Origin of the sequence: Aeribacillus sp. FSL M8-0254 (genome assembly GCF_038008845.1) — a bacterium.
Classification (GTDB): Bacteria; Bacillota; Bacilli; order Bacillales; family Aeribacillaceae; genus Aeribacillus; species Aeribacillus composti.
This window is the reverse complement of the sequence record NZ_JBBOZY010000001.1, coordinates 3,629,465-3,654,886: the sequence shown is the minus strand read 5'-3', so window position 1 is coordinate 3,654,886 and position 25,422 is coordinate 3,629,465. Positions and strand designations below refer to the sequence as shown.

Annotated in this window: 23 protein-coding genes and 1 riboswitch; of the genes, 15 read left to right on the top strand and 8 right to left on the bottom strand. The window is 40.0% G+C overall.

What is annotated here, in order from left to right; all coding sequences use genetic code 11:
• The first annotated feature begins 369 nt into the window (after positions 1 to 369).
• Together thiM and thiE are read left to right on the top strand one after the other, a co-directional pair.
• Complete coding sequence (gene thiM, locus NSQ44_RS17655; RefSeq protein WP_340857862.1) at positions 370 to 1,176, top strand: hydroxyethylthiazole kinase; 807 nt, start codon at positions 370 to 372, stop codon at positions 1,174 to 1,176.
• Between the two features lie 16 nt (positions 1,177 to 1,192).
• Positions 1,193 to 1,843, top strand: a complete 651-nt coding sequence (thiE, locus tag NSQ44_RS17650; RefSeq protein WP_340857859.1) for a thiamine phosphate synthase — start codon at positions 1,193 to 1,195, stop codon at positions 1,841 to 1,843.
• A gap of 198 nt (positions 1,844 to 2,041) precedes the next feature.
• On the opposite strand, the gene metE is transcribed toward thiE, so the two are convergent.
• Positions 2,042 to 4,339, bottom strand: a complete 2,298-nt coding sequence (gene metE, locus NSQ44_RS17645; protein ID WP_340857856.1) for a 5-methyltetrahydropteroyltriglutamate--homocysteine S-methyltransferase — start codon at positions 4,337 to 4,339, stop codon at positions 2,042 to 2,044.
• A gap of 140 nt (positions 4,340 to 4,479) precedes the next feature.
• Positions 4,480 to 4,679: riboswitch (cobalamin riboswitch) on the bottom strand.
• A 379-nt stretch (positions 4,680 to 5,058) separates the two neighbouring features.
• On the opposite strand from metE, the gene nfsA reads away from it, so the two are divergent.
• The gene (gene nfsA, locus NSQ44_RS17640) at positions 5,059 to 5,808 is read left to right on the top strand and encodes an oxygen-insensitive NADPH nitroreductase (protein WP_340857851.1); all 750 of its coding nucleotides are present in this window, start codon (positions 5,059 to 5,061) and stop codon (positions 5,806 to 5,808) included.
• A 967-nt stretch (positions 5,809 to 6,775) separates the two neighbouring features.
• Complete coding sequence (locus tag NSQ44_RS17635) at positions 6,776 to 7,477, top strand: TrmH family RNA methyltransferase (RefSeq protein ID WP_063389076.1); 702 nt, start codon at positions 6,776 to 6,778, stop codon at positions 7,475 to 7,477.
• A gap of 41 nt (positions 7,478 to 7,518) precedes the next feature.
• Here NSQ44_RS17635 and NSQ44_RS17630 read toward each other — a convergent pair whose 3' ends face one another.
• A complete protein-coding gene (locus tag NSQ44_RS17630) occupies positions 7,519 to 7,800 on the bottom strand; it encodes a biotin/lipoyl-binding protein (protein WP_235600486.1) in 282 nt (93 codons plus the stop codon).
• Positions 7,801 to 8,092: 292 nt separating this feature from the next.
• Here NSQ44_RS17630 and NSQ44_RS17625 point away from each other — a divergent pair, with 292 nt between their 5' ends.
• Entirely contained in the window at positions 8,093 to 8,923 is an 831-nt protein-coding gene (locus NSQ44_RS17625; protein WP_340857845.1) for a glycerophosphodiester phosphodiesterase, read from the top strand.
• Positions 8,924 to 9,233: 310 nt separating this feature from the next.
• Positions 9,234 to 10,700, top strand: a complete 1,467-nt coding sequence (locus NSQ44_RS17620; RefSeq protein ID WP_066251373.1) for a nicotinate phosphoribosyltransferase — start codon at positions 9,234 to 9,236, stop codon at positions 10,698 to 10,700.
• Positions 10,701 to 10,761: 61 nt separating this feature from the next.
• Here NSQ44_RS17620 and NSQ44_RS17615 read toward each other — a convergent pair whose 3' ends face one another.
• Positions 10,762 to 11,571 (bottom strand): bifunctional hydroxymethylpyrimidine kinase/phosphomethylpyrimidine kinase, encoded by an 810-nt coding sequence (locus NSQ44_RS17615; protein WP_066251370.1) that lies wholly within the window; start codon positions 11,569 to 11,571, stop codon positions 10,762 to 10,764.
• A 200-nt stretch (positions 11,572 to 11,771) separates the two neighbouring features.
• On the opposite strand from NSQ44_RS17615, the gene NSQ44_RS17610 reads away from it, so the two are divergent.
• Complete coding sequence (locus NSQ44_RS17610) at positions 11,772 to 12,344, top strand: TetR/AcrR family transcriptional regulator (protein ID WP_340857843.1); 573 nt, start codon at positions 11,772 to 11,774, stop codon at positions 12,342 to 12,344.
• 82 nt (positions 12,345 to 12,426) lie between these two features.
• Complete coding sequence (locus NSQ44_RS17605) at positions 12,427 to 13,374, top strand: SDR family NAD(P)-dependent oxidoreductase (protein WP_340857842.1); 948 nt, start codon at positions 12,427 to 12,429, stop codon at positions 13,372 to 13,374.
• A gap of 138 nt (positions 13,375 to 13,512) precedes the next feature.
• Here NSQ44_RS17605 and NSQ44_RS17600 read toward each other — a convergent pair whose 3' ends face one another.
• On the bottom strand, positions 13,513 to 14,148 hold the full coding sequence (locus NSQ44_RS17600) for a L,D-transpeptidase (protein WP_339198048.1): 636 nt from the start codon (positions 14,146 to 14,148) through the stop codon (positions 13,513 to 13,515).
• Between the two features lie 747 nt (positions 14,149 to 14,895).
• On the opposite strand from NSQ44_RS17600, the gene NSQ44_RS17595 reads away from it, so the two are divergent.
• The gene (locus NSQ44_RS17595; RefSeq protein WP_063389069.1) at positions 14,896 to 15,579 is read left to right on the top strand and encodes a uracil-DNA glycosylase; all 684 of its coding nucleotides are present in this window, start codon (positions 14,896 to 14,898) and stop codon (positions 15,577 to 15,579) included.
• A gap of 1,051 nt (positions 15,580 to 16,630) precedes the next feature.
• Here NSQ44_RS17595 and speE read toward each other — a convergent pair.
• Positions 16,631 to 17,479, bottom strand: coding sequence for a polyamine aminopropyltransferase (gene speE, locus NSQ44_RS17590; RefSeq protein ID WP_063389065.1), 849 nt, complete (start codon positions 17,477 to 17,479; stop codon positions 16,631 to 16,633).
• A gap of 151 nt (positions 17,480 to 17,630) precedes the next feature.
• Between speE and NSQ44_RS17585 the strand changes: the two genes are divergently transcribed.
• The 5 genes from NSQ44_RS17585 to NSQ44_RS17565 all read left to right on the top strand — a co-directional run bounded on the left by NSQ44_RS17585 (position 17,631) and on the right by NSQ44_RS17565 (position 20,958).
• Positions 17,631 to 17,936: a YwdI family protein gene (locus tag NSQ44_RS17585; protein ID WP_063389064.1), complete on the top strand. Its 306-nt coding sequence runs from the start codon at positions 17,631 to 17,633 to the stop codon at positions 17,934 to 17,936.
• An 80-nt stretch (positions 17,937 to 18,016) separates the two neighbouring features.
• Entirely contained in the window at positions 18,017 to 18,388 is a 372-nt protein-coding gene (locus tag NSQ44_RS17580) for a DUF423 domain-containing protein (RefSeq protein WP_063389063.1), read from the top strand.
• Between the two features lie 288 nt (positions 18,389 to 18,676).
• Positions 18,677 to 18,832: a cytochrome c oxidase subunit 2A gene (locus NSQ44_RS17575; RefSeq protein WP_117016867.1), complete on the top strand. Its 156-nt coding sequence runs from the start codon at positions 18,677 to 18,679 to the stop codon at positions 18,830 to 18,832.
• A gap of 15 nt (positions 18,833 to 18,847) precedes the next feature.
• Complete coding sequence (locus NSQ44_RS17570; RefSeq protein ID WP_063389062.1) at positions 18,848 to 19,321, top strand: cytochrome c oxidase subunit II; 474 nt, start codon at positions 18,848 to 18,850, stop codon at positions 19,319 to 19,321.
• Positions 19,318 to 20,958, top strand: coding sequence for a b(o/a)3-type cytochrome-c oxidase subunit 1 (locus tag NSQ44_RS17565; protein WP_094244736.1), 1,641 nt, complete (start codon positions 19,318 to 19,320; stop codon positions 20,956 to 20,958). The genes NSQ44_RS17570 and NSQ44_RS17565 overlap by 4 nt, the downstream gene beginning before the upstream one ends.
• 1,011 nt (positions 20,959 to 21,969) lie before the next feature.
• On the opposite strand, the gene gerQ is transcribed toward NSQ44_RS17565, so the two are convergent.
• From gerQ to hemQ, 3 genes are all read right to left on the bottom strand, one after another.
• The gene (gerQ, locus tag NSQ44_RS17560) at positions 21,970 to 22,413 is read right to left on the bottom strand and encodes a spore coat protein GerQ (RefSeq protein ID WP_340857841.1); all 444 of its coding nucleotides are present in this window, start codon (positions 22,411 to 22,413) and stop codon (positions 21,970 to 21,972) included.
• A gap of 10 nt (positions 22,414 to 22,423) precedes the next feature.
• Positions 22,424 to 22,801 (bottom strand): cell wall hydrolase, encoded by a 378-nt coding sequence (locus tag NSQ44_RS17555; RefSeq protein ID WP_094246392.1) that lies wholly within the window; start codon positions 22,799 to 22,801, stop codon positions 22,424 to 22,426.
• 601 nt (positions 22,802 to 23,402) lie between these two features.
• Positions 23,403 to 24,170: a hydrogen peroxide-dependent heme synthase gene (gene hemQ, locus NSQ44_RS17550; RefSeq protein WP_063389059.1), complete on the bottom strand. Its 768-nt coding sequence runs from the start codon at positions 24,168 to 24,170 to the stop codon at positions 23,403 to 23,405.
• Between the two features lie 230 nt (positions 24,171 to 24,400).
• Between hemQ and pta the strand changes: the two genes are divergently transcribed.
• Positions 24,401 to 25,375, top strand: a complete 975-nt coding sequence (gene pta, locus NSQ44_RS17545; RefSeq protein WP_340857839.1) for a phosphate acetyltransferase — start codon at positions 24,401 to 24,403, stop codon at positions 25,373 to 25,375.
• The last annotated feature ends 47 nt before the right edge of the window (positions 25,376 to 25,422 follow it).

Below are 25,422 nucleotides of genomic sequence, written 5' to 3'. Positions count from 1 at the left end.
ATCGTCAACGTCGTTTTCCCTTATCGTATCAACGGTTTGCGACCATTGTAAAGATGTTTTGTCACGGATTCAGGATTATATCATAAAAAGTGTCATGTTAAAATGAACAATTGCAGGCGGATAAAGAGCAAATTTTTCATGAAGAAGACGAAAATTTGGATTGTAAATAAAAAGAGAGTATAATGATTGGCAGAAATTATCATAAAAAAGCAGGTGCAGAACTTTTGGCATCAACCTGAAAATACAAATTCTTCTGTCTTATCGTTCAAATTTGTTGGGGAATTACGGAATTTGTTGGAATAATTTCCAATACATGATGCACTTTGCAGCTTGGGCAAGGTGCTTTAGCTTTCTAGAAGGAGTGAGAAAATGAATAAAGAACAATTGATTTTGGCGCTAGAAAAGGTTCGCGCCCAAAATCCTCTCGTCCACAACATTACGAATGTCGTCGTCACCAACTTTACAGCAAACGGTTTGCTGGCGATCGGCGCTTCTCCGGTTATGGCGTATGCAAAGGAAGAGGTTGCGGATATGGCGAAAATATCCGGCGCGCTCGTTTTAAATATTGGCACATTATCTCCTGAAGTAATCGAAGCAATGATTATTGCAGGAAAATCAGCGAATGAACACGGGGTTCCAGTCATTTTAGATCCTGTCGGTGCGGGCGCCACCCCTTACCGGACGGAAGCTGTTCGGGAAATATTAAAGGAGGTTCGCATCTCAGTTATTCGCGGGAATGCACCTGAGATTGCCAATGTGATAGGTGAAAAGCTTGCAATGAAAGGGGTGGATGCGGTGGATTCAGCTGCTGATCCTGTTTCGCTGGCCAAAAAAGCGGCCGAAGAGCTGAATACAGTTGCAGTCATTACCGGAAAAGAAGACGTGGCAACGGATGGGAAGACAACGTATTTGATTCAAAACGGCCATCCAATTTTAACAAAAGTTACCGGAACAGGCTGTTTATTGACCTCCATTATCGGTGCTTTTTCAGCCGTTGAAAAGGACTTTCTTGCTGCTTCAGTAGCCAGCCTCGTCACTTATGGGGTCGCTGCAGAAATCGCATTTGATTTAACGGAAGAAAAAGGTCCTGGAAGCTTTCAAATCGAATTATTGAACCAGCTGGCAAAGGTGACGGGAGACGAGTTGCTGAAAAAAGGGTCTTTTATAAAAAAATAAAGCAAAGGTGATAAACATGGCGCGAGTGTCGGCAAATAAAATGCGGGAGCTGCTAAAGGTGTATTTTATTATGGGCAGTGTAAACTGCAAAAGGAAGCCTGCTGATGTGCTTGAAGAGGCGATTGCGGGCGGAATTACGCTTTTTCAATACCGTGAAAAAGGTGCGAGGGCTTTAACAGGCGAAGAAAAATGGCGGCTTGGAAAAGAGCTGAAGGCTATTTGCCAAAAACATCACATTCCGTTTATTGTCAACGATGACGTTGATCTGGCTATTGAACTAGATGCAGACGGCGTTCATATCGGGCAAGAGGATGAACCGGCTGATCTTGTCCGGAAAAAAATCGGTGACAAAATTTTAGGCGTTTCTGCACATACAATTGAAGAGGCGCAAAAGGCGGTTGTCCAAGGCGCTGATTATATCGGTGTGGGGCCAATCTTTTCTACAAACACGAAAGAGGATGCAAAAAAGCCACAAGGCCCAAAATTGATTGAAAGCATGCGCAAACAAGGGATCGACATCCCTATTGTCGGAATTGGCGGGATCAACATCGCCAACGCCGGTCAGGTGATCGCTAGCGGAGCAGACGGCATCTCCGTCATTTCTGCCATTTGTCTAGCGGATGATGTTAAGGAAAGTGCAGCTCAACTGAAGAAAGCAACGATGTGAAACATTTTTTTCAATAAGATTTTGTGGATATAAAATATTTACATATAGGTTCGGCTTTTGAAAGTCGGCGAAAGGGGATTTCTTTTATAAACGTAAAAAGGAGCGGCAAGGCTCCTTTTTTAAATGAAAGTATAGAAACTGACATTTCTGCCGGTTTCATCGGGATTTGACTGCTGAGAGAATCGGGCCATACTTTTCTTAAATTTGTGCAGCAGTTATTTTTTCTCGATAGGTTTTCGCAGCTTCGACCATGACTTTTAAAGCACTAATCGTTTCATCCACTGATCTTGTTTTTAGGCCGCAGTCAGGGTTAACCCAAAACTGGCGCACGTCAAGCACTGCTAAGGCGCGGTCGATATTTTTTGCCATTTCTTCAACGGATGGAATTCGCGGGCTGTGAATGTCATATACGCCTAAGCCAATCTCTCTTTTATATTGATACGTTTCAAAAGCATGAACAAGCTCTCCATGGCTTCGGGAAGATTCAATTGAAATGACATCCGCATCAAGGTCATCAATTGCCTCCATGATATCTTCAAATTGCGAATAGCACATATGAGTATGGATTTGTGTTTCCGGGCGAACAGAGCTGGTGGCGAGCTTGAAGGCTTCAGCAGCTCCTTCGATATATTCTTTTTGTTTTGATTGTTTCAGAGGCAATCCTTCACGTAATGCAGGCTCATCAACTTGAATCATGCCTATTCCATTTTTCTCTAAAGCTAGCACTTCTTCGCGAATGGCAAGGGCGAGCTGGCGAAGAACGCTTATACGGTCGATGTCATTGCGCACAAATGACCAGTTTAGGATCGTGACAGGTCCTGTCAGCATCCCTTTAACAGGCTTGCTTGTCAGTGATTGTGCATATACGCTTTCTTTTACGGTCATCGGCTGATCAAATGCTACATCTCCGTAAATAATCGGCGGTCTCACGCATCGTGACCCGTATGATTGCACCCAGCCGTTATTCGTAACAGCAATTCCATTTAATTTTTCCCCGAAAAATTCGACCATATCGGTCCGTTCAAATTCCCCATGGACGAATACGTCTAAACCGAGCTGCTCTTGAATGTCAATCCATTTTTTTATTTCATTATTGATGACCGATTCATACTGCTTGTTTGTATATTCGCCTTTCCGCCATTTTAAGCGGATTTGCCGGATTTCTTTCGTCTGCGGAAAGCTTCCGATCGTAGTAGTTGGTAAAATCGGCAGATTCCATCTTTTTTTATGCAGTTTTTGCCGTTCGGTATAATCCAAGCGTTTCGTTGGATATGCTCCGATATTTTTGGCGGCCTCTTGAACCTTCTCATTTGTCCGAAAGGAAGAATGGATAAAATCCGTATAAGAGCGGTCATATTGTTTTAAATCATCGATCGTTCTTTTCCCTTTTGCATATTGAGCGAGTTCATTTACTTCATCCAATTTTTCATCAGCAAAGGAAAGAGCATTTTTCAATATGGACGGCAAGCTCTGTTCGTTTTGAACTGTGACAGGTACATGAAGCAAGCTGCAAGAAGGCTGAATGATCAATCTGTCAATATCTACATATTGCGCAAGATCATCGATTTCCTTAGCTTTCGATACTAAGGATGCTTTCCAAATGTTGCGGCCGTCGATCAAACCAGCTGCGAGAATTTTGTCTTTCGGAAAGCCGAGCGTTTTGATGTTCGACAGATTGACGCCATGATCATGTACAAAGTCCAGGCCAATTGCAGCGACAGGAAGAGACACAATTTCTTGATAATGGGTTATACTTTCAAAGTATGTTTGCAAAATGATATTTAACGAAGGAAGCGCTTTGTGGAAAGCATCGTATACCTCTTTAAACAAAGGAATCGATGAATCATCTAGCTCCTGTACAAGAATCGGCTCATCAATTTGCACCCATTTCGCACCGGCCTGAGCAAGTTCCGTCAACAATTGGACGTAAACAGGAATTAAAGCAGACAAATGTTTATGGAAATCGTGTTGATCGTATTGTTTTGCCAGCTTTAAAAAAGTAATTGGACCTAGCAAAACCGGTTTTGCTTCAATATTCAGCTCGTTTTTCGCTTCCTGAAAAAGTTCAAGCAGACGGTTCTTAACTAACACCGGCGTTTTATTTTCAAGCTCCGGAACAATATAATGGTAGTTTGTGTTGAACCATTTGGTCATTTCCATTGCTTCTGCTTCATCAGAGCCTCTAGCCATTGCAAAATATGTTTTTAATGAAGTCGGCTCCATATGCTGGAATCTAGAAGGAATATACCCAAACATAAAAGCAGTATCGAGGACATGGTCATATAATGAAAAATCTCCGACAGGAATCAGGTCTATTCCTTTTTCCTTCTGTTTTTTCAGATTGAGAAGACGTATATCTTTTAATGTTTCCTCCAAGCTGCTTTCTGAAATGTTTCCGTTCCAAAATGATTCCAGCGCTCTTTTCCATTCTCTTCTTTCACCAATTCTTGGATAGCCAAGATTTGAACTAATTAATGTCAATATTGACACCCCCATTTGATTTGTATCTCAACACATAAATAAAAAAACCTCTTTTTACGCGTAAAAGAGGGAATTGTGGACTCTAACTCGTGTTGAGATACATGAAGGGCTTAAATCTCAACATGGCTTCATCACTCCTCCCTATGACGCGTAGGTGGCAGTGCATACAACAGGCAGGTCTCCTGACTTAGGATCATCGCTTTCGATCCTCCTTCCCATTTCAAAATTGAAACAGTGGATGTTGGCCGAAAGCTCCCCATCACAGTGGCGCGACCGTGTTGGAATTTCACCAATCTTCCCTTTTAAGCGCATATTGCCGGATGCAATATGACGCACCTGCTGCTTGGAACACTATATGAAACTATAATTATCAGAATAGATGATTTTTTTTGTTTTTTCAATCCCTATTTTTTAAGTTCAGAAAAGTGCTGCCCTATTTTGGGAAATCAATGGACAGAAGTAGGAATTCACATACAAATTGTGAAATGTTTATAGGGTCGTTTTTAAAATTTAATTTTTCTAATAACGTAAATTCGAAAAATTTTGTTGTTTACAATACAGGAGCGTTGCGATGGTAAAATTAGGTGCTTGGAGCTTTCACTGAAAAAGGAGCTATAAAAAACGTATTTTTCAATACGAATCATTTGAAAGAGCAGCATTTTCATGTTAATACTTGGATTGGAAGAAGTGTGATTTTTCAAAAAATAAGTGGGATCATAGAAAGGATGATTATGTTGAACGACATTATCAAAACCATTTTAAATCACCGTTCCGTTCGTCATTTTGAGGATCGGCCTTTGACAGATGAGCAAATCCGATTAATTGTCGAATGCGCCCAAGCCGCTTCAACTTCAAGTTACATGCAAGCCTATTCCATTATCGGGGTGAAAAATATACAAACGAAAAAAAAGCTCGCTGAACTGGCAGGAAACCAAGCTTACGTAGAGAAGAGCGGACATTTATTTATTTTTTGCGCTGATTTGCACCGTCATGAAGTCATTGGTGAAATGGAAGGCAAAAATGTAGAAGATTCATTGAGGAGCACTGAAAAATTTATGGTAGCTCTCATTGATGCTGCACTGGCCGCTCAAAATGCTGCGTTAGCGGCTGAGTCAATGGGACTCGGCATTTGCTACATCGGAGGCATCCGCAATAATTTAGAAGAAGTATCGAAGCTGTTGAAAATTCCAAACAAGGTCATCCCTCTTTTTGCATTAACTGTCGGCTACCCTGCAAAAGAAACGGCGAAAAAACCAAGAATACCTTTTGAGCATATTTATCATGAGGAAGAATATAAGCAAGATCAAGAAGCATATGTGCGCGAGCTTGAACAATATAATGAAATAGTATCCAATTATTATGATCAGCGAACAAACGGGATTCGCAAAGATACTTGGACTGGTCAAATGGCTCGCATGCTTTCGAATCCGACAAGAATGTACATGAAGCAATTTGTTGAGCAAAAAGGATTGAATTTAAACTGAAGCTTCAGCTCCTATCTCGATTTTATGAAGATAGGAGCTTTATTTTTGAACAGAAAATCGTATTTTTGTCATTGATCCCGATTCTTCTTTTCAGCATGAATTTGTTTATTTTTCCCCTTTCCAGGCAAGGTTCTGGCATTCGCTTCTAAGATTTGAGACCGGCTGCTTACCCATTTCTTCTTTTCTTACTTAAGCACATCTAGAATGATAAATCGGTTATAAGCTTTTGAAATAATGAATGGAAACCGTCATTTTTCGGCTTATCCAGTTTTGCTCCTTGAAAACACTCTCCCATTATCTTTTATTTGGGGAATATAGGAAAAATACCCTGAAAAAACAATTGATCGGCGGTCCACCTGAGGGAAAGCGGTTCTTGGCAGGCAACAATGATTTATTACGGGATCTATATCGCCATTGTCATTGTTGCAGGGTCTATATGGGTTATGTCCTTTGGCCATCAACATCACTATTAACATAAGCGCGTCCGGAAAAAAGGTTACGAAACCTCTTTTCGGGATTTTTTTGTTCAAAACAAGCAATTGAGTGTTTTCTGTTTGTAAACTGTGCATAAGTGGATAAGTTTATCAACAAATGTGAATTATTTAATCATATATGTAGTAGGGAACAAATGTGCCAATACGAAATGTGGATAGCTAATGTGGATATGTGGATAAAATATGTGTAAAAGCTGTTTATAGTAGGGGGATTTCCTGTGAATATACGTTGATATATACAAAGAAGCTTTGCGGAAATTCTCTTCTTTTAAAAAACAAATGTTTATACTTTGGGTTTTTGCCTAATGAGTACGAACGAAACAGTACAAAGATAATGTGGATAAACTGTTTATATTTAACCTGATCTATAACGTGTCCAGCTATAGGAGGTAGATTTTTTTTGGAGAAGACGTATAATAAATGAGAACGTTCGATCTTCTTGCCCGCACGTGCTTTCAAGGAGGTAAAGGGATGTGAATGTTAATAAAGAAAATAATATTGTGGAATTATTGCTGAAAGAGAAGATTGTAAATGATGAGGATCGCCAAATTCTTGATATGATTGTGCCGGAAAGGCTGAATCGTTTATATGAGGTATTGAAGGAACGGACTCGTTACGTTTCCATATTGTTGGAAGCGGTGGATGACGGCCATAATCAAGCGGCTGTTCTTCGTTCTGCCGAAGCTTTTGGCGTGCAGAATGTAACGGTTGTAACCGGAAGAGCGCCTTTTGCCCCTAATGAATTGGTGACGAAAAGTGCAGACAAATGGTTGACAATTGATTATCAATCAGATATTTGTGCAGCCATCAGTCAATTAAAAAAGAAAGGATATCAAATATATGTTAGCCATTTGAGTGAACAGGCTGTTCCTCTTGAAAAGCTTGATGTAAGCAGACCGACTGTCCTTGTTTTTGGAAATGAACATAGCGGTGTTTCAAAAGAGGCGGTTGACATGGCTGACAGAACGTTTGTAATTCCTATGAAAGGATTTGTGCAAAGCTTAAACATTTCCGTTGCTGCTGCCTTGTCAATTAAACATATAACGGATCTTGCAAAGGGGAGAGCTGGCGCCGAGTATTATTTAACATTGGAAGAAAAACAGGAGATCTTTCGGGATTGGATGCTTAAATCGTTAAATAACCGGTTGAGAAAAATTGTTGCTCAATACAAGTAGCTATTACTGGACCCCTTTTTTCTTCTTAGGGGTCCTAATTCTTAATCGCTGCCAGTGACTATTAAATCTTCATCAATATATGCTAAGACTGCTCCAGGAATAACCCGATCTCCCTCTTTGACGAACAGCTTGTCAATGATTCCTCCAATACCGACGCTGATTTGGACAAGAGTACCCTCATCCGTTTGAATGGTAAACAACGGTTCCCATTCATAAATCCGGTTTTTTGCTTCGGTCATAATTTTTTTTATGACACCATAAAACGGACTTGTCACAATTTCTTTATTTCCCCATGTTTTTGTCATCACGTCTTTTCTAATCATCCCATCACTCTCCTTGAACTTAAGATTTTTTGCATAGGGCATAATCCGGGACAAAAGCGAAATGGGTGTTATGAAGAGGAGATTTGGCCAAAACTTCTCATCATGAGGTGCAGGCTGGAAACAATGGTGTGTTGTAAGATGCGTTAATTAAAAATTTTTTATATTCTAAATACTATTCTATTCCAAAACGAAATATCCTGCAAAAGAAAAATAAAATTGTAAAAAAAATGTTATAAATTAATGTAAGTGATTGTTATTTAGTATAAATCTAAAAAAACGGGGATGGTTATGCATGCTTGATTATGTTCGTTATTATGTTCACCGCTTTTTTTATAAAATATTTCATTTTCAAAAAGAGCCTAACAAAACAATTACCGTCGCACATCGGGGAGCATCTGGATATGCTCCGGAAAACACATTTGCAGCTTTTGATCTCGCTATTGACATGAAGGCGGATTATTTAGAATTGGATGTACGGATGACGAAAGACGGGTTGCTCGCTGTTATTCATGATGAAACGATTGATCGTACAACAAACGGGTCAGGTTTAGTTAAAAATTTCACATATGAAGAACTAAAACAATTTGATGCTGGAGCCTGGTTTCATCGAAAATTTTCCGGAGAAAAAATACCGCTTTTATGCGATGTCCTTAAGAAATACAGGGGGAAGATCAATTTTTTAATAGAAGTTAAAGAACCGAAAAAGCAGTTCGGCATTGTAGAGAGGTTGGCAAAAGAACTGATCGAAAAAGGGGATCAGCAACTGAATGTGGTCGTTCAATCCTTTGATACCGCTTTTTTACAGGAATTCCACAGTGTCTTGCCGTCGATTTCTCTTGGAGTGCTCATCGGATATAGACATGGCGCTATTACGGAGGAGCATTTACAACAATATGCAGCATTTGCGACATATATCAATCCGAATAAAGCGCTTGTAACCCCTAAATTAGTTTATATGATTCATCAGAGCGGCATGAAAATTATGCCTTATACAGCTAGAGATATACACGATATTCAACATTTGATGGCCATGAATGTCGATGGAATTATTACGGATTATCCCGATTATTTGAAAAATTTGCCAAAATCACCCTCTCATAGTAAAAGAAGCAGGATTAGGTAATTTCGGCTTTTAAAATGGACACTAATTTTGGCAAATATTGAATGACGGTATAGAAAGGAGTACAATACGGTTAGTGCTTTCATAATATAATGGAGATTCGTCCTTGAGATTTGTTTCAACGATTAAGCCCGTTAGAAAGATCTGATAGATTGCAAGGAAGCTTGAAGGGGATGCCCGCTCTGAAAGGTTTCAAATTTTTGCTGAACAGGCTTCATCCATCTGTCATCGCCGCTAGACACAAATGGGCCTCTTGGACATTTCAACATTCCGTATGGAACAGACAGCGATTAAATATTATGGGGGTTTCATGATGATGAAAATGTATAATGATGATAGTTTGATGCTCCATACCGATTTATACCAAATCAACATGGTCGAATCGTATTGGAGGGATGACATCCACCAAAAAAAGGCAGTTTTTGAGTTGTTTTTTAGAAGACTTCCTTTTGGGAGCGGTTACGCTGTTTTTGCCGGCCTGGAACGAATTATTGATTATATACAAAATTTCCGCTTCACAGAAGAGGACCTTGCTTATTTAAGGGAAGAGCTGAATTACAAAGAAGATTTTATCCGTTACTTGGAGAACCTTCGTTTTACCGGCACGATTCGGTCCATGAAAGAAGGAGAGCTTGTATTTGGAAATGAACCGATTTTGCGTGTGGAAGCCCCTCTAGGGGAAGCGCAGCTTATTGAAACAGCTCTTTTAAATATTGTGAACTATCAAACGCTTATCGCAACAAAGGCTTCAAGAATTAAACAAATTATTGGAAATGAATCAGCGCTTGAATTTGGAACAAGAAGAGCCCATGAGATGGATGCAGCTATTTGGGGAACCCGTGCAGCTTATATTGCCGGCTTCGATGGGACAAGCAATGTCCGAGCAGGGAAGATTTTCGGAATTCCTGTTTCCGGAACCCACGCACATGCATTTGTTCAAACGTATCGTGATGAATATGTTGCATTTTGTAAATATGCAAGTACTCATAAAGACTGCGTTTTTTTGGTGGATACATATGATACGCTTCGCTCCGGTGTTCCGAATGCCATTCGGGTCGCAAAAGAATTTGGCGATAAAATTAATTTTATCGGTATTCGCCTTGACAGCGGGGATTTGGCATATCTGTCCAAAAAAGCGAGAAAAATGCTTGATGATGCTGGTTTCCATAACGCAAAAATTATAGCTTCGAGCGATCTTGATGAACATACGATTGTCAATTTAAAAGCTGAAGGAGCGAAAATCGATGTGTGGGGGATTGGAACGAAGCTAATTACCGCCTACGACCAGCCTGCATTGGGAGCTGTGTACAAATTGGTTGCCATTGAAGGGGACGACGGCAAATTAGTCGATACAATAAAAATTTCATCAAATCCGGAAAAAGTGACAACACCAGGCTTGAAAAATGTATATCGAATTATCAACAACAAGGATAAGAGGGCTGAAGGAGATTATATTACATTACATTTTGAACAGCCGCAAAAAGAAAAGCGGCTGAAAATGTTCCATCCTGTCCATACATTTATCAAAAAATATGTAACCGATTTTACGGCAAAGGATTTGCATCACGATATTTTTGTTGATGGCGAGCTTACGTATGAATGTCCTTCATTGGAAGAAATCCGGTCATATGTAAAAGAAAATTTGGAGCTGTTATGGGATGAATATAAACGCATTTTAAATCCTGCCGAATACCCTGTTGATCTGAGCGAATTGTGCTGGGAAAATAAAATGAGAAATATTGAGGAAGTAAAGCAAAAAGTTAAAAATATGGATTATTAACATGAAAAGAGCCGAACGAACAGCCACAATGGTCGTGAGCTAATCGATTCGGCTCTATTATTTATTCGTATAATCTTAATGCGGCATGACAAGTTGGGCCGACATATTGATTTAAAGGAAAGGAATGGCGGATGGCTGCTGTAATAAACTTTTTGGCGGAATAAACGGCTTCTTTAACCGTTTTGCCATTTGCTAGTTCAGCTGTAATCGCGCTTGAATATGTGCACCCAGCACCATGTGTATAGGTTGTGTCGATTCGTTCGCCTTCTAGGATTTCAAAATCCTTTCCGTCATATAAAACATCAACAGCATATTTATGTTCAAGCTTTCCGCCGCCTTTCACCAAAACATATTTTGCACCAAGATCATGAATAATGGCAGCTGCTTCTTTCATTTGATCGACCGTTTGAATAGTACCTAACCCGCTCAATTGCCCTGCTTCAAAGAGATTTGGAGTAATAACCGTCGCGACTTTTGTCAGAGAATTGCGAATCGCTTCCGCATGATCGGGATAAAGCACTTCATCTGCCCCTTTGCATACCATGACAGGGTCGATGACCGTGTTTTTTAAATTATATTTTTTAATTGTATCTGCTGCCAGCTCGACAATTTCTGCTGTCGGGAGCATTCCGGTTTTCATGGCATCTACACCGACTCCCTCTATAATCGTTGCGAGCTGGGCCTTTATGGTATCGATTTCAATAGGGAATACTTGATGCTGCCATCCGTTATGAGGATCCATTGCTACAATTGTAGTGACCGCAGTCATTCCATAAACTCCGTATTCTTGGAACGTTTTTAAGTCCGCTTGTAAACCTGCTCCACCGCTGGAATCGGAACCTGCGATCGTCAAGGCTTTTTTCATTGTCATTTTGTTACCTCCATCCAGCTGTAAAGATTTTATAACAACATTATAGCAGTTTGTATCATAAGAAGAGAAAAACATTTGCTTAAAAACGAAAAAAGGATTAAAATATAATTAACCATCGGTTAATAAATAAGAATGCAGCTAAATGCCAACACGCCAAAATCAGAGGCACGCTTGTTGTTGTTAAGAAAGGAATGGAACAATTGGCTCCTAGAAAAAAAGACACTGAATTAACGAAAGAGGCAATTATGAATGCTGCTAGAGAGCTTTTTGTCATAAAAGGATATGAACATGTTTCCATGCGAGAAATCGCCAAAGAATTGCACTGCACACATGGAGCGCTTTATTATCATTTTCAAAATAAAGCAGAGCTTTTTTATAAAATTGTGCAGACGGATTTTCAATTTTTAGACGGGCTGTTAGAAAAAGTGCTGCAAGCCTCGTATGCTTCTAAAGAAGAAGCTGTAAAAACGATCTTGTTAAAGTTTATTGAATTCGGGCTGACATATAAAAGTCATTATAAGCTGATGTTTTTAACAAAAAATCTCGAGCTTGATATGCTGATGGAGCAAGAGCCGAATAAGTCATATGAACGTTTTGCGCAGGCTATTTTTCAGTTTGCTCCAGATAAAGCAAATCCAACAGTCATTTGGTGTTTGTTTCTTGCAGTAAGCGGTTTTGTAACGAAATATGTACAGACCGATGCTGAGTATAAAGATATGGAAGGACTTGCTGAACAATATGTTGCTTTTTTAATCAAAGGATTTTTAAGTTGAAAAAAGTAATAAGCACTTAAGCTTATTTACTTTTTTGCATATTATTGACCAATGGTTAATTTTAAGATCGGAGGTAAAAAGGATGAAAAAAGCGGTTATTTTAGGTGCATCAGGCGGAATGGGCTACAATTTAGTTCATGAATTGCTGAATAGAGAGAATATTGAGGTTGTCGGCGTAGCCCGCAATACAGAAAAAATGAAAAAAATGCTTCACCGTTTGAACGATCGCGTCAGCATTGTCGCTGGAGATGCCCTCCATCGATCCAGCATCTTGCAAGCATGCGAAGGTGCGGAATGGATTTTCCATGCCATTAACATACCGTATCCGCAGTGGGAGAGAGATCTACTGATCATCATGGAAAATGTGCTGGCGGCAGCAAAAAAAGAAAAAGCTAAGCTTGTTGTCGTTGATAATATTTATGCATATGGACGGTCAAATGGAAAAACAATGTCCGAGACTGATCCGAAAAATCCTCATACTAAAAAAGGAAAAATACGATTGCGGCTTGCTGAAATGGTGGAAAAGAGCGGAGTAGACTACTTAATCGCTCACTTCCCCGATTTTTACGGTCCATGTGGGGAAAAAACATTGTTGCATCATACGTTAAAAAAAGTTGTCCAAAATAAACGATCTCAATTTATCGGGGATTTAAATATACCGAGGGAATATATTTTTTTGCCGGACGGTGCCAAAGCTTTAGTTGAGCTTGCATTAAGGGACGATACCTATCATGAGCACTGGAATATACCGGGGGCGGGAGTTATTTCCGGGCGGGAAATTATTCAAATCTTGAGGGAAAAGCTTCAATATGAAAAGAAAGTAAGTGTTGTCACGAAATCGATGATTTATTTTTTAGGGTTATTCAGCCCGATGATGAAGGAAATGGTTGAAATGATGTACTTAGTCGAAGAGCCTGTCGTATTATCGGGTGAAAAATTTGAAAAAAGAATCGGGCCGCTGCCAAAAACTCCTTACGAACAAGGCATCATCGCAACTGTTGATTTTATGAAACATCAAGAAGAAGCGTGATCACTCCCGATGTTGCAACTGGCTTCGCATGGAACGGAGAGACTAAATGCTCAATACTTTCCCGATTTCGTCTAATTCAGCAAACCTTTTGAGTGGAACGGAGTAATTCAGCTGCCTGCTCCGTCTCCGCCCCATGGTTTATTGTTTAGCAAAAGCTCCCTGCGGTGAATACATATTTTCGGGTGATTTCGTTAACTGTTCCCTTGCAAACAGCACTCTTCCATTCCGAATAGTGACAGGAACCCCTTGTTCAGTATAATATCCGTGCTCTTTTGCAATAACGTCAAAGCTTTTATTGGATTTGAGAATAATGACTGGCGTATGCAGCTCAACTTTTTCAAAGAGCCAGCGAATTTCGGCGTTATGCATGCGGACACATCCGCTGCTTGCATACGTTCCAATCGATCTTGGATTATTATTGCCGTGAATGGCAAAATTATTTCCATAATATCCTAAAGCATCAAGACCAAGCCAGCGATCACCCAATGGATTTCTCGGGTCTCCTCCTGGAATCTTTTCTTTAAAATAAGGGCGGTTTTTAATTTTTGTGACAATGGGGAAAATGCCTTCTGGAGTTAGCTGAGCATATTTTCCTGTTGCAACATGAAATACTCTTTGAAGAATTCCGTCTTCAAAAAATGCCAGTTTATTTACGCTCTTGTTTATTATGATCAGCTGACCATCAATCTTTTGTTCAGCTGCAACTGGTGATGAAAGAATAAAAAAGAAACAAGAAATAAATGCGATACCTATATAGATTTTCTTTATGCTCATATGTTTTTAAACCTGTCCTTTCTGTCCATTCTCTTTATAAAATTATGTGCTTATGCAAAGAACTATTCAAAAAAAGCTGCAATTACGAAAAAATTTGTAATCAAAAAGAAACATAAATAATTTTTTTGTGAACTTAATAAAGGAGTAAGCAAAAAAATTATTTCCGTCTTGTGTATCGACATCAAGCTCGAAACCTCTTCTAGCAAATGATTGGGATGAGGTGTGCCTCAGGATCATGACCCTCGCCTAAAATGCCTTCCTTATGGGCGTCTGCCACATTAAAGCATCGAGGGGGGCAGCACCTTTGATGTCGTAGGCCTTGTCCGTCTGTTTCAGCATTTTTTCAATGACGAGCTTTGTCTCATTTGGCTATTCGGTAATTGTTAAAAATGAATGGATATTCCGTTTACCTGCGAGTTTCTAACAGACGAAAATCAATAGAATCGTCAGAACATTTGCGTTATCTTGGAGCATTCCGGCTTGTTTAAACGTGATAAAAATGCATCAAATGTTTTTCGTACATTTAGGGCACCAAGCTTCTCACTTTATAATGGGAACGGCAAAAAAGTTGATATTTCAGTCTTTACTGCGATTTTTGCCCTCTTGCTTCTGTCGAAAGCCTTAATGTTTCATGTGGAACATTTTGCAAAATATTAGCGACAGCTGTCACCCTTTGACAAAAAAAGCCGAATCATCATAACATTAAAAATAGTGATAGATCAGTAGAAGCTAAGAGGGTGGCAAACGTTGAAGCAGATTTTAAAAAATGATTGGTGGGGACTGTTGAAAGAAGAGTTTGAAAAGCCATACTACAAAGAGCTGCGGGAATTTTTGAAGCAGGAATATGCCCATCATACGATTTATCCGGATATGTACGACATTTTTAATGCTTTGCATTACACGCCTTATGAAGAAGTAAAGGTTGTCATTTTAGGCCAAGATCCGTATCATGGACCAAATCAAGCACATGGATTAAGCTTTTCCGTAAAGCCGGGGATCGCTCAGCCGCCGTCTCTGAAAAATATTTTCATCGAGCTTGAGAACGATCTCGGCTGCAAGCCTCCAAACCACGGTCATCTTGTCAAATGGGCGAAGCAAGGTGTTCTATTATTGAACACTGTGCTGACGGTAAGGCAGGGACTAGCCAATTCTCATAAAGGAAAAGGATGGGAACAATTTACCGATCGAGTGATTAGCTGTTTAAACGAGCGAGAGCGTCCAGTCGTCTTTATTTTATGGGGAAGGCATGCACAGGCGAAAAAAGAAATGATTAACATGAATAAGCATTTTGTCATTGAGTCGCCGCATCCATCGCCATTTTCGGCAAACAGAGGCTTTTTTGGCAGCAGGCCTTTTTCTAAAGCAAATCAATTTTTAAAGTCCATCGGATCAGAAGAAATTGACTGGTGCATCAGCGATAATGACATTTAATTGCTGCCTGCCGTTTGCGTGATAAGTGGAAACATGAAAAAGGGACTATCCAAAAATAAAACGGATGAAGAAACATCATAAAGTTTTTCTTCATCCGTCTTTTTATTTTTTTGGAGATTCTGTTGAAAGTGAATGATTTTCCGGACGCTTTCAATAGATTGTGTTCCATGGCCACAATTCCAACTCCGTTTGGACTTTCGAAAGCCCTCGAAAAGAAAATCTGCGGAACGACCGATTGCCTTTAATATGACGGGGCGCACTTTCTGCCTCGGTTTTTCTTCAAGAATAGATTTGTGCACCCTCGTCGGACAAAAGGCTCTTTTTTCGGATACGATGCTATGAAGAAGCCGCTTGGAGCCACAGCTATAAGAATTGGAGCTAAAGCCATTGTAGAAGTGATTCTGATCTTTCGTCCAGTTGAAAGAAAAGAACAGGAGGAGATCGAGTATGGATGATAGAAATAGCTCGGAATGATTGAAATTTTTTAGAATCAGGTAGAAAGGTTAGATAAAGAAATTTATAACTTAAATTATTAGGTAGAGCTTTTAAAAATCTATTAATAAAGATTATTGGTAATCAAAAGATATCTCCTGGCTTATTATTAATATTGATTACGTTGCTCTGAAAAAAGATTTAAATGGTGAGGAGCGGGCAGAGATCGCATTTTTCCTTCTCAAAATTCAAAAAGAGTATATGCAAGAAGGTAAAGTGCCTAGCCTAGAAGAATTTCATTCCAGATTGATTGAGGTATTAGGCGTTACCCAAACTCAAAACAACTGCTTCAAAAATATGAGCAAATAGGCGAATTCCCAGTTGCAAAAGAGATTTTATCTAAGTGAGAGGTGCTTTACCATCGCCTCTCACTTTTTGCGTTTCTTTAAGCAAATTCTCGTCTTTGTCTGATTGCAATATTATGTACTTTATTTTGCAGCACACAGTTCTTTCTTAATTGTTCGTTTGACGCTTGCATTTTTACTAGAAAGTGTGTTTTTTTGTCAAAACAAATAGAGGCCCAAAAAGCAAACTTTCAATGACTTTTGGGCCAGCTCCATTATTTCAATGCTTGCTGCAAAAACTCAGGAAGCTTAAAGCACCCTTCGAGAATAGCTTGATTTACATATTTTGTATCTTTCGAAAAATTGTCCGACTTTACATCTTCATATTTTTTCGATCCGATTGTAAAGCTCCATAGTCCTCCCGGATATGTAGGAACAACAGCTGTATATAGTTTTGTAATCGGGAATAAAGATTGAATATGGCTATAAGACCGTTTTAAAACATCCAAGTGGAAAACAGGCGATTGACTTTGGCATACCATGAGGCCATCGTCTTTTAACGCTTTATATAGGTTGGTATAAAAATCTTTTGAAAACAGCTGTTCTGCCGGTCCAATCGGGTCAGAAGAATCAACAATGATCACATCGTATTCATTTTGTTTGTTTTCTACATATTTCACGCCGTCAATAAATAAGAAATTTACGCGCGGGTCGCTTAAGTTTCCTGACACTTCAGGCAGATGCTCCTTGCATGCGGAAACGACAAGCTCGTCAATTTCCACCATATCGATTTCCTTCACTGAATCATATTTGCATACTTCTCTGGCAACACCGCAGTCTCCGCCGCCGATGATCAGCACTTTTTCCGGATTTGGGTGGAGATTGAGCGGGATATGGGAAATCATTTCATTATATATATGCCCATCAATAGAAGTGGTTTGCACAACTCCATCTAGCACTAGCATGCGGCCAAAATCATATGAATCCAATACCATAACATGTTGAAAAGGGGATTGCTTTGAAAAAAGCACTTCTTTGATTCTATAGCTGATTTTTAAATTTTCTCTTTCATCTTCTGTTAACCATAAATCGCCGTTTATTGTTTGCAAATATTGATTGTCCATCTGCAGGCCCTCCTTGTGCTCAAAAATTCCTTACTTATTGTAACAAGTTTGTTATGAAAAGTGAATGAAGCAGACAAGTTTGTCAATAAGGAAAAAATCAAATATGATAAAAAAAGCAAGATCATTATCTTTCAATAAGGAGCGATAGGAGTTGAATATACCGGTCTCAAGCATAATAGGAAAAATGGAGGAGGAACTGAAAAAGGCAAAGGCAGCAGGAACACCTCATGATCTAAAAGCCCGGCTTCTTGTCATCCGTTCTTTATGTGATGTTATTTTGGATCAACAAGAGGAAAATTATGATTTTTCAGCTATTCAAGAGCCAAAAAGCGAAAGTGAAATAACTCCATTAGAGCTGGAAAAAATGATCGGAAATGCAAACAGCAAAACGCTGACAATGAAAGAACGTTTGTTGGTCGAAGACGATGCAAATGGAGAATCTATTTTTGATTTCTAACAAAATCTTGTCATCTGTAAAATCTTCATTTAAAAAAAACGGACGATAAGGTAAGATGAAGGGAAAAAGGGGTGAAGATGATGAAAATATTTTTCATTCTTGGAGCCGTCGGTGCTTTTTTGTCTGTAGCTTTAGGAGCATTCGGCGCCCATGGTTTGGAAGGGAAAATTCCGCAAAAATATTTGGAGACATGGCAAACAGGTGTACAATATCAAATGTTCCATTCGATAGGCCTTTTTGTCACGGCTCTGTTTTTGCAGCAGCATCCGCAGGCAGGCTATGCAAATTGGGCCGGGTGGCTGATGCTCATCGGTATTCTCCTGTTTTCCGGAAGCCTGTATATATTAAGTGTGACGCAGATCAAAGTGTTAGGTGCAATTACGCCGCTTGGAGGCATTTCATTTTTAATTGCATGGGTTCTTCTTGCTGTTGCTGCAGTTAAATATATGTAAATATAAACGTCTGTCTACTATATCGGGACAGGCGTTTTTTTTTTGTGCAAAGAAATGAAAGGGCGACCTTCTTAACCGATTCAAAGGTCATAGCCAGAGCTTCATCCAAAAATGTGTCCCGTTCATTTTGGCTCCTAGCTTCCTAATGATAGAAGATTCAGTGTGAATGCAATGTTTTTTGTTCAACATACTGTCAAAAAGTACTATGGAAAATGTGATTTTTTTCACAGATTGACTAACGTAAGCTAAACTACAATTTTTTTAAAAGAAGAAAAGGTGGTGTTATGGGTGGCAAAAGAATTCATCTCCGATAAAAAAGAGCAGGAAATTGCTCAAAAGAAAGAATATTCGTTATTTGGCACTTTTTTATCTGTTCTTATGCTGGCTCTTTTTTTAATACTTTCTTGGTTTGGAGTTTACTACTTATTTATTCAACGATTATAAAGGAGGGGGATCATCTTGCATTTGCACAGACTTGAAAAGGTTTGGCTATTAATAGGTATAGGTACGCTTGTGATGTTTTTAACAATCGTGGGCATCAGTGCATTTGCACAAGGTCATCATCCGCCGAGTGATCTGACCACATTGGATCCGCAAAAAGTAGACACGACAGAGCCGTTTAATCAACCAGGCTTAAAGAAAATTGGAGACAACGAATACGAACTTGTTATAGTTTCTCAAGCTTTTGCCTTTATGCCGAATGACATAAAAATACCGGAGGGAGCAAAAGTTCATATTATCGTGACAAGCAAAGATGTTGTTCATGGCCTTGAAATCGTTGGCACAAATGTCAACATGATGGTGACCCCGGGACATGTGAATTCGCTTACACATACATTCCATAAACCCGGCAGCTATTTAATAATTTGCAACGAATATTGCGGTACTGGGCACCAAATGATGAGCACGAAAATTGAGGTGACAAAAGCATGAAAAATACAGCGCTTCACCCAAACGATGGAAAGCTGGCGCTCGCCCATATTGCAGTTGGTTATATTGCATTGTTTTTAGGAGCGATTGCCGGGTTATTGCAGGCTTTTGTTAGAAGCGGAACGCTTGAGCTTCCGGCAGGGATCGGGTATTATCAGCTTTTGACTGCTCATGGCGTTTTGTTGGCACTTGTTTTTACAACATTTTTTATCATTGGTTTTTTATATGCTTCCATGAGTCGGACGACAGGTGATTTAACTCCGTTTGCCAAAAAGGCGGGTTGGATCGGCTTTTGGCTTATGACGATTGGAACAGCGATTACAACGGTTATGATCTTATTAAATAAAGCGACCGTTCTATACACTTTTTATGCACCACTTAAAGCATCGCCATGGTTTTATATCGGTCTGACGCTTGTTGTAGTCGGCAGCTGGGTAAGCGGAGCTGGCATGTTTAGCCAATACGCTGTCTGGAAAAAGAAAAATGAAGGAAAGCCGTCTCCTCTATTAAGCTTTATGGCAGTTGCCACAATGATTTTATGGATCATAGCAACATTGGGCGTAGCAGTAACGGTATTATTCCAGTTTATTCCTTGGTCCTTCGGGTTAGTCGATAAAATCAATGTGCTGTTAAGCAGAACACTTTTTTGGTATTTCGGCCATCCATTAGTGTATTTCTGGTTATTGCCTGCCTATATGTGCTGGTACGTCATCATTCCAAAAATAATAGGCGGGAAAATTTTCAGCGATTCGCTTGCAAGACTGGCGTTTGTACTGTTTGTTCTTTTTTCCATCCCAGTCGGCTTCCATCATCAAATACTAGAGTCTGGGATCACTCCGTTTTGGAAGTTTTTGCAAATTGTGTTGACGTTTATGGTCATTGTTCCATCTTTAATGACAGCTTTCGCTTTGTTTGCAACATTTGAAATAAGCGGAAGAGAAAAAGGGGCCAGCGGACTGTTTGGCTGGGTGAAAAAGCTTCCGTGGACAGATGTTCGCTTTTTTGCACCGTTTATGGGAATGCTCGTTTTTATTCCTGGCGGAGCAGGCGGAATCATTAATGCAAGTAACCAAATGAACCAAGTCGTTCATAACACTTTATGGGTAACAGGACATTTCCATTTAACAGTGGCCACCACTGTAGCGTTGACGTTTTTTGGTATTTCCTATTGGTTGGTTCCTCATTTAACAGGCAGAACGTTAACACCGCGATTAAATAAATTAGGGATCATTCAAACCGTTTTCTGGTGCATCGGTATGTTCCTAATGTCAGGAGCCATGCATACAGTTGGTCTGTTTGGAGCTCCTCGGCGGACCGCTTATACAACATATGGAGACCATCCGCAGGCGTTGGAATGGATGTCTTATCAAACTATCATGGCGGTTGGCGGAGCCATCTTATTCGTTGCCATTTTGATGATTCTTTATATTGTTATAAATTTGGCAGTGGCTGCTCCAAAAGGAACGGAAGAATTTCCAGTTGGTGAAGTTCATGAAGATGCGGAAAAAACGCCATTGCTTCTAGAAAATTGGAAAATTTGGATCGGTCTGTCTGTTGTGCTAATTGTAATCGCTTATACAGTACCGGTCATCGATATCATTGAAAATGCACCAAGTTCACCGGGATTTAAATTCTGGTAGAAGAAACTGGGCGTGGAATTTTCACGCCCGGTTTTTTTATTGGTGCGCCCGGCATGGGTGTAATCTATAGGGTGAAAGTCCCGAGCTGCGAAGGCAGAAGTAGCAGTTAGCTTAACGCAAGGGTGTCCGTGGTGACGCGGAATCTGAAGGAAGCGAGCGGCAAACTTCCGGTCTGAGGAACATGAACCTCATATAAGGCTAGGTATGATTGAGTGAGTTTGCCAAACAAAACAAAGCTCTTTCTGTCGAAGGTCATATCGAGTAAATGAGGCGGATAGATGGTGTGAAAGTGCATGTACTTACCCGGGGAGGTCTGGCGGATATGTGAAGTACGCTTCATAACCTACTTAGTGATAAGTAGCTGAACCGTCAGAAGTCAGCAGAGGTCATAGTATTAGTTGGTTTAGAACTACTAAGAAGGACCGAACAATTAAGAGAGAATAGCCCTTGGCATTCAGTGAGTCATGATGAACACAGAAAACGTAGTACCTCACTTGAGGAAGGAAGCGGTGAATCCCGTGGGAGACCTCTTGGAGGGTGGAGTGACCACTGGCATAAAGAGAACAGCTATTCACGGAAGTTATAAAGACTTGCGTCAATGATCTTAATTGAACCGCCGTATACGGAACCGTACGTACGGTGGTGTGAGAGGACGGGAGTTAATCGCTCCCTCCTACTCGATTGTCATTGATGCGGAAAACGCCTATGGATGAAATGGGGGAGGTAATCGGAAATTTTTTCTGAATCTCGATTATGCGTTTTAAGTCGAAGGGAAAATAAAAAAGCTTTATTGGCCGTTTTTGAAATTTAAGTGCTTTTATTTATATAAGTAAGATCGAAATGAAAATAAAAGCTCATAGAAAAGCTGAACAACCTTGCTTCATTAGAGAAGCAAGGATGCTTAGACTTTTGTCTATTTGACAAGAACTAGACAAGAGGGCAGGGTATTGATCAAGAAATTGTAAGCGTCTTGCAGCATTCCTACCGGCCTCTCTCTGTCTAGCGTTTTTCTTATCTTGGTGGATAAGAAGCGAGACTTTGAGGGGATGTATATACGATTTCCTCATCGAAAGTGACGTAATTCAAAAAAACCATCAGCAATAAATATCGCCTTCCTGTTTGCGGGTCGCTTAAAATGAGATGATCTCTTCCGGCAGCTTCAATGACGCCGCGAAATACTTTCGCCGGCCATTCAGGATTGTTTTCAAAGGTCATGTATACGGTGGCCAATTTCCCTTTATTTAAGCGCAAAATGTTTTCGACATAGGATTCTTCAAGCGGAAGTATTCCGGGTACAGCTTGACCGCTGGTGCCGCTTGGTTGAGCTGAGGGAGGGGCGCCGATAACAGACCCGCTGGGCGCGTAAAATCCGTACGGATAGGTTGGCTGTACAGGAGTAACTGCAGGAACTGGATACCCCTGCTGCTGCCGTTGGTTCTGTTTTTTGTTGCTCATGTTCAACCTCCTAAAATCTATATACGCTTGGGCAAACAGATTGTGCAGGACTATAAAAACAATGGGATTTATATCGTCCTGAGTTATATTGGTTATACCATGTAGCAGGGCAATCGCCATATGGCTTAAAAAACCACAAAGCAGTTTCTGCAGGACTGTAGCGGTTTCCTTTCAAAACTTTTCTTGCTAAGTCTATTTCATTTTGCCTTGCAGCCTGATAAAAATATCCTTTCTGTGTGGCTTCGAAGCCTCCGGGGCTTTGAAACACCATACTGCGAACGGTGCGTATATCCTTAAAGTCTAAACAATCTGCAAGGACACGGTTGACACCGACATTGCCTACAAGAAGCATGCCTAAATCTCCGTCTCCTTCTGCTTCAGCTCTCATCAATCTGGCCAATAGCTTTACATCTTCTTCAGTATGTGGGAATTACAGCCATTTTTTCACCTGCCTTTTTTTAAAAGACATTGCCTAAATAGTAATCTTTCATTCCAATGTATGACGACGAAGTCTTTTTTATGACATTCGGAAAAAAATCTCATTCCGACATCTTTGTTCTGTATAAAAGAAAAAAAGAAGCTTATAAAGTATGAGGGGCTGTCTAATAAGTCGATTTTCCGGCTTATAGACGCCCCTTTAATGTTTTAGAAACACTGATATATCAATGCTTATGATGTTTTATTTTCAGTGGATTTTGACTGGACATCCCCATATTTTGAGAAGTGGCATATATGTATTCATCCATGGCGCTTGGCATGGTGCATGGTGTTGGGAAAAGTCACCCTCTCGCCCATTCCTTCCATTGAAATTTTTCTTCAAATCTCCAGTACTTTTATTTTTTGCATGTGAAGAAAGAGATAAATCGTGATTTATTACACTTCCTGTATAGCATGACATTTTTTCTTGCACATTAAGCATGCAGCTAGATTGCTTGCTTACTATTGGTAGGTCTTCAGCAGAAAAAACCAGTACTGAAAGCAGTACTGGTTTATACATGTAAAAATGCTGCAATTTTTTCAGGATGTAAAATGTTTCCGACAAAGAAGGAGCCAAATTCGCCGTATCTGGCGCTTACTTCATCAAAACGCATTTCATATACGAGCTTTTTAAACTGCAAAACATCATCAGAGAAGAGCGTGACGCCCCATTCCCAGTCATCAAATCCGACAGAACCGGTAATAATTTGTTTTACTTTATCTCCGTACTTGCGGCCGATAAGTCCGTGGCTTCTCATGAGGCTCCGGCGCTCTTCCATCGGCAGCATATACCAATTGTCATTGCCTTGACGGCGTTTATCCATCGGATAGAAGCAAACATATTTTGATTTCGGCAAAATAGGATATAGTCTAGATCGGATATATGGATTTTGATACGGATCTTCATCATTTCCGCCGCCTACGTAGCTGCTCAATTCCACAACGGAAACATATGAATAGGCAGGGCTTGTATATTCAGCCAGTTTTGTTTTATTAAATTCCGTTTCAATTTCATTCAATTCTTCCATCGTTGGCCGGAGAATCATGATCATCAAATCTGCTTTTTGTCCAACGATCGTATATAAAGCGTGGCTGCCTTGTTGGTCTTTTTCCACTGCACTCCATTTTTCTAACAAATTCAGAAATTCATGAATAGCTTCCTGGCGTTCATCGCTAGATAAAGTTTTCCAAGCGCTCCAATCGATCGAGCGGAAATCGTGCAAACAATACCAACCATCGAGCGTTTCAACGGCTTCATTTGAACGAACTTCTTCACTCATTTTCGTCACCTCTCATATTGGCTATGTACAAGTTTACTATACCACAGTTTAGGGGAGAATATCCGGGTAAAACAGTATGACAATTATGTGACAGAATAAAAAAAGTGCCGTTGAAAGCGCTATGACGAAATATTTCAATTTTAAATTTAAGAGCAGGTGGGGTATGCTAAAAGTGAATGGAACAATTCGTGTTAAAAGAATGTTTTAAGATTAAGGAGGCTGACTTTGTTTTGGCAGACATTTTTGCAGCATTGAAAAATAAAATATCGGGAAAAAATATTAAAATTGTTTTTCCTGAAGGATTGGATGAGCGAATTTTAACAGCAATTTCCCGATTAACAGAGGAAAATTTGTTACAGCCCATTTTAATTGGGGATGAAACAGAAATTGAAGAAAAAGCAAAGAGTTTAAATATTTCTGTTGCAGGTGCAAAAATATATAATCCTGCCAATTACAGTGGAATAGAAGAGCTTGTTCAAAGCTTTGTTGAACGCCGCAATGGAAAGGTGACAGAAGAAGAAGCACGGAAGCTTCTTTTGGATGAAAATTATTTTGGCACGATGCTTGTTTATAAAGGGGAAGCGGACGGGCTTGTGAGCGGTGCTGCACATTCAACCGCAGATACAGTGCGGCCGGCTCTTCAAATCATTAAAACGAAACAAAACGTGAAAAAAACATCAGGCGTATTCGTCATGGTTCGTGGTGAGGAAAAATATATATTTGCTGATTGCGCGATCAACATCGCTCCAACCAGTCAGGAGTTAGCAGAGATCGCTATTGAAAGCGCGAAAACGGCCAAAATGTTTGATATCGACCCTCGCGTTGCTATGCTCAGCTTCTCGACAAAAGGTTCAGCAACATCCCCGGAAACAGAAAAAGTGGCAAAAGCAGTTGAATTGGCAAAAGAAATGGCTCCGGACTTAATATTGGACGGAGAGTTTCAATTTGATGCAGCTTTCGTGCCGTCTGTTGCGGAAAAGAAAGCGCCGGGATCTGTAATTAAAGGTGATGCCAATGTATTTATATTCCCGAGCCTTGAAGCTGGAAACATCGGCTATAAAATTGCACAGAGACTTGGAAACTTTGAAGCGATCGGACCGATTCTCCAAGGATTGAATGCTCCAGTGAACGATCTTTCTCGCGGCTGCAACGCTGAAGATGTATATAAATTAGCGATAATCACAGCCCTTCAGGCGCTTGCATAAACAAAAAGCAGGGAATTTTCCATCAAAAATTCCCTGCTTTTCACATT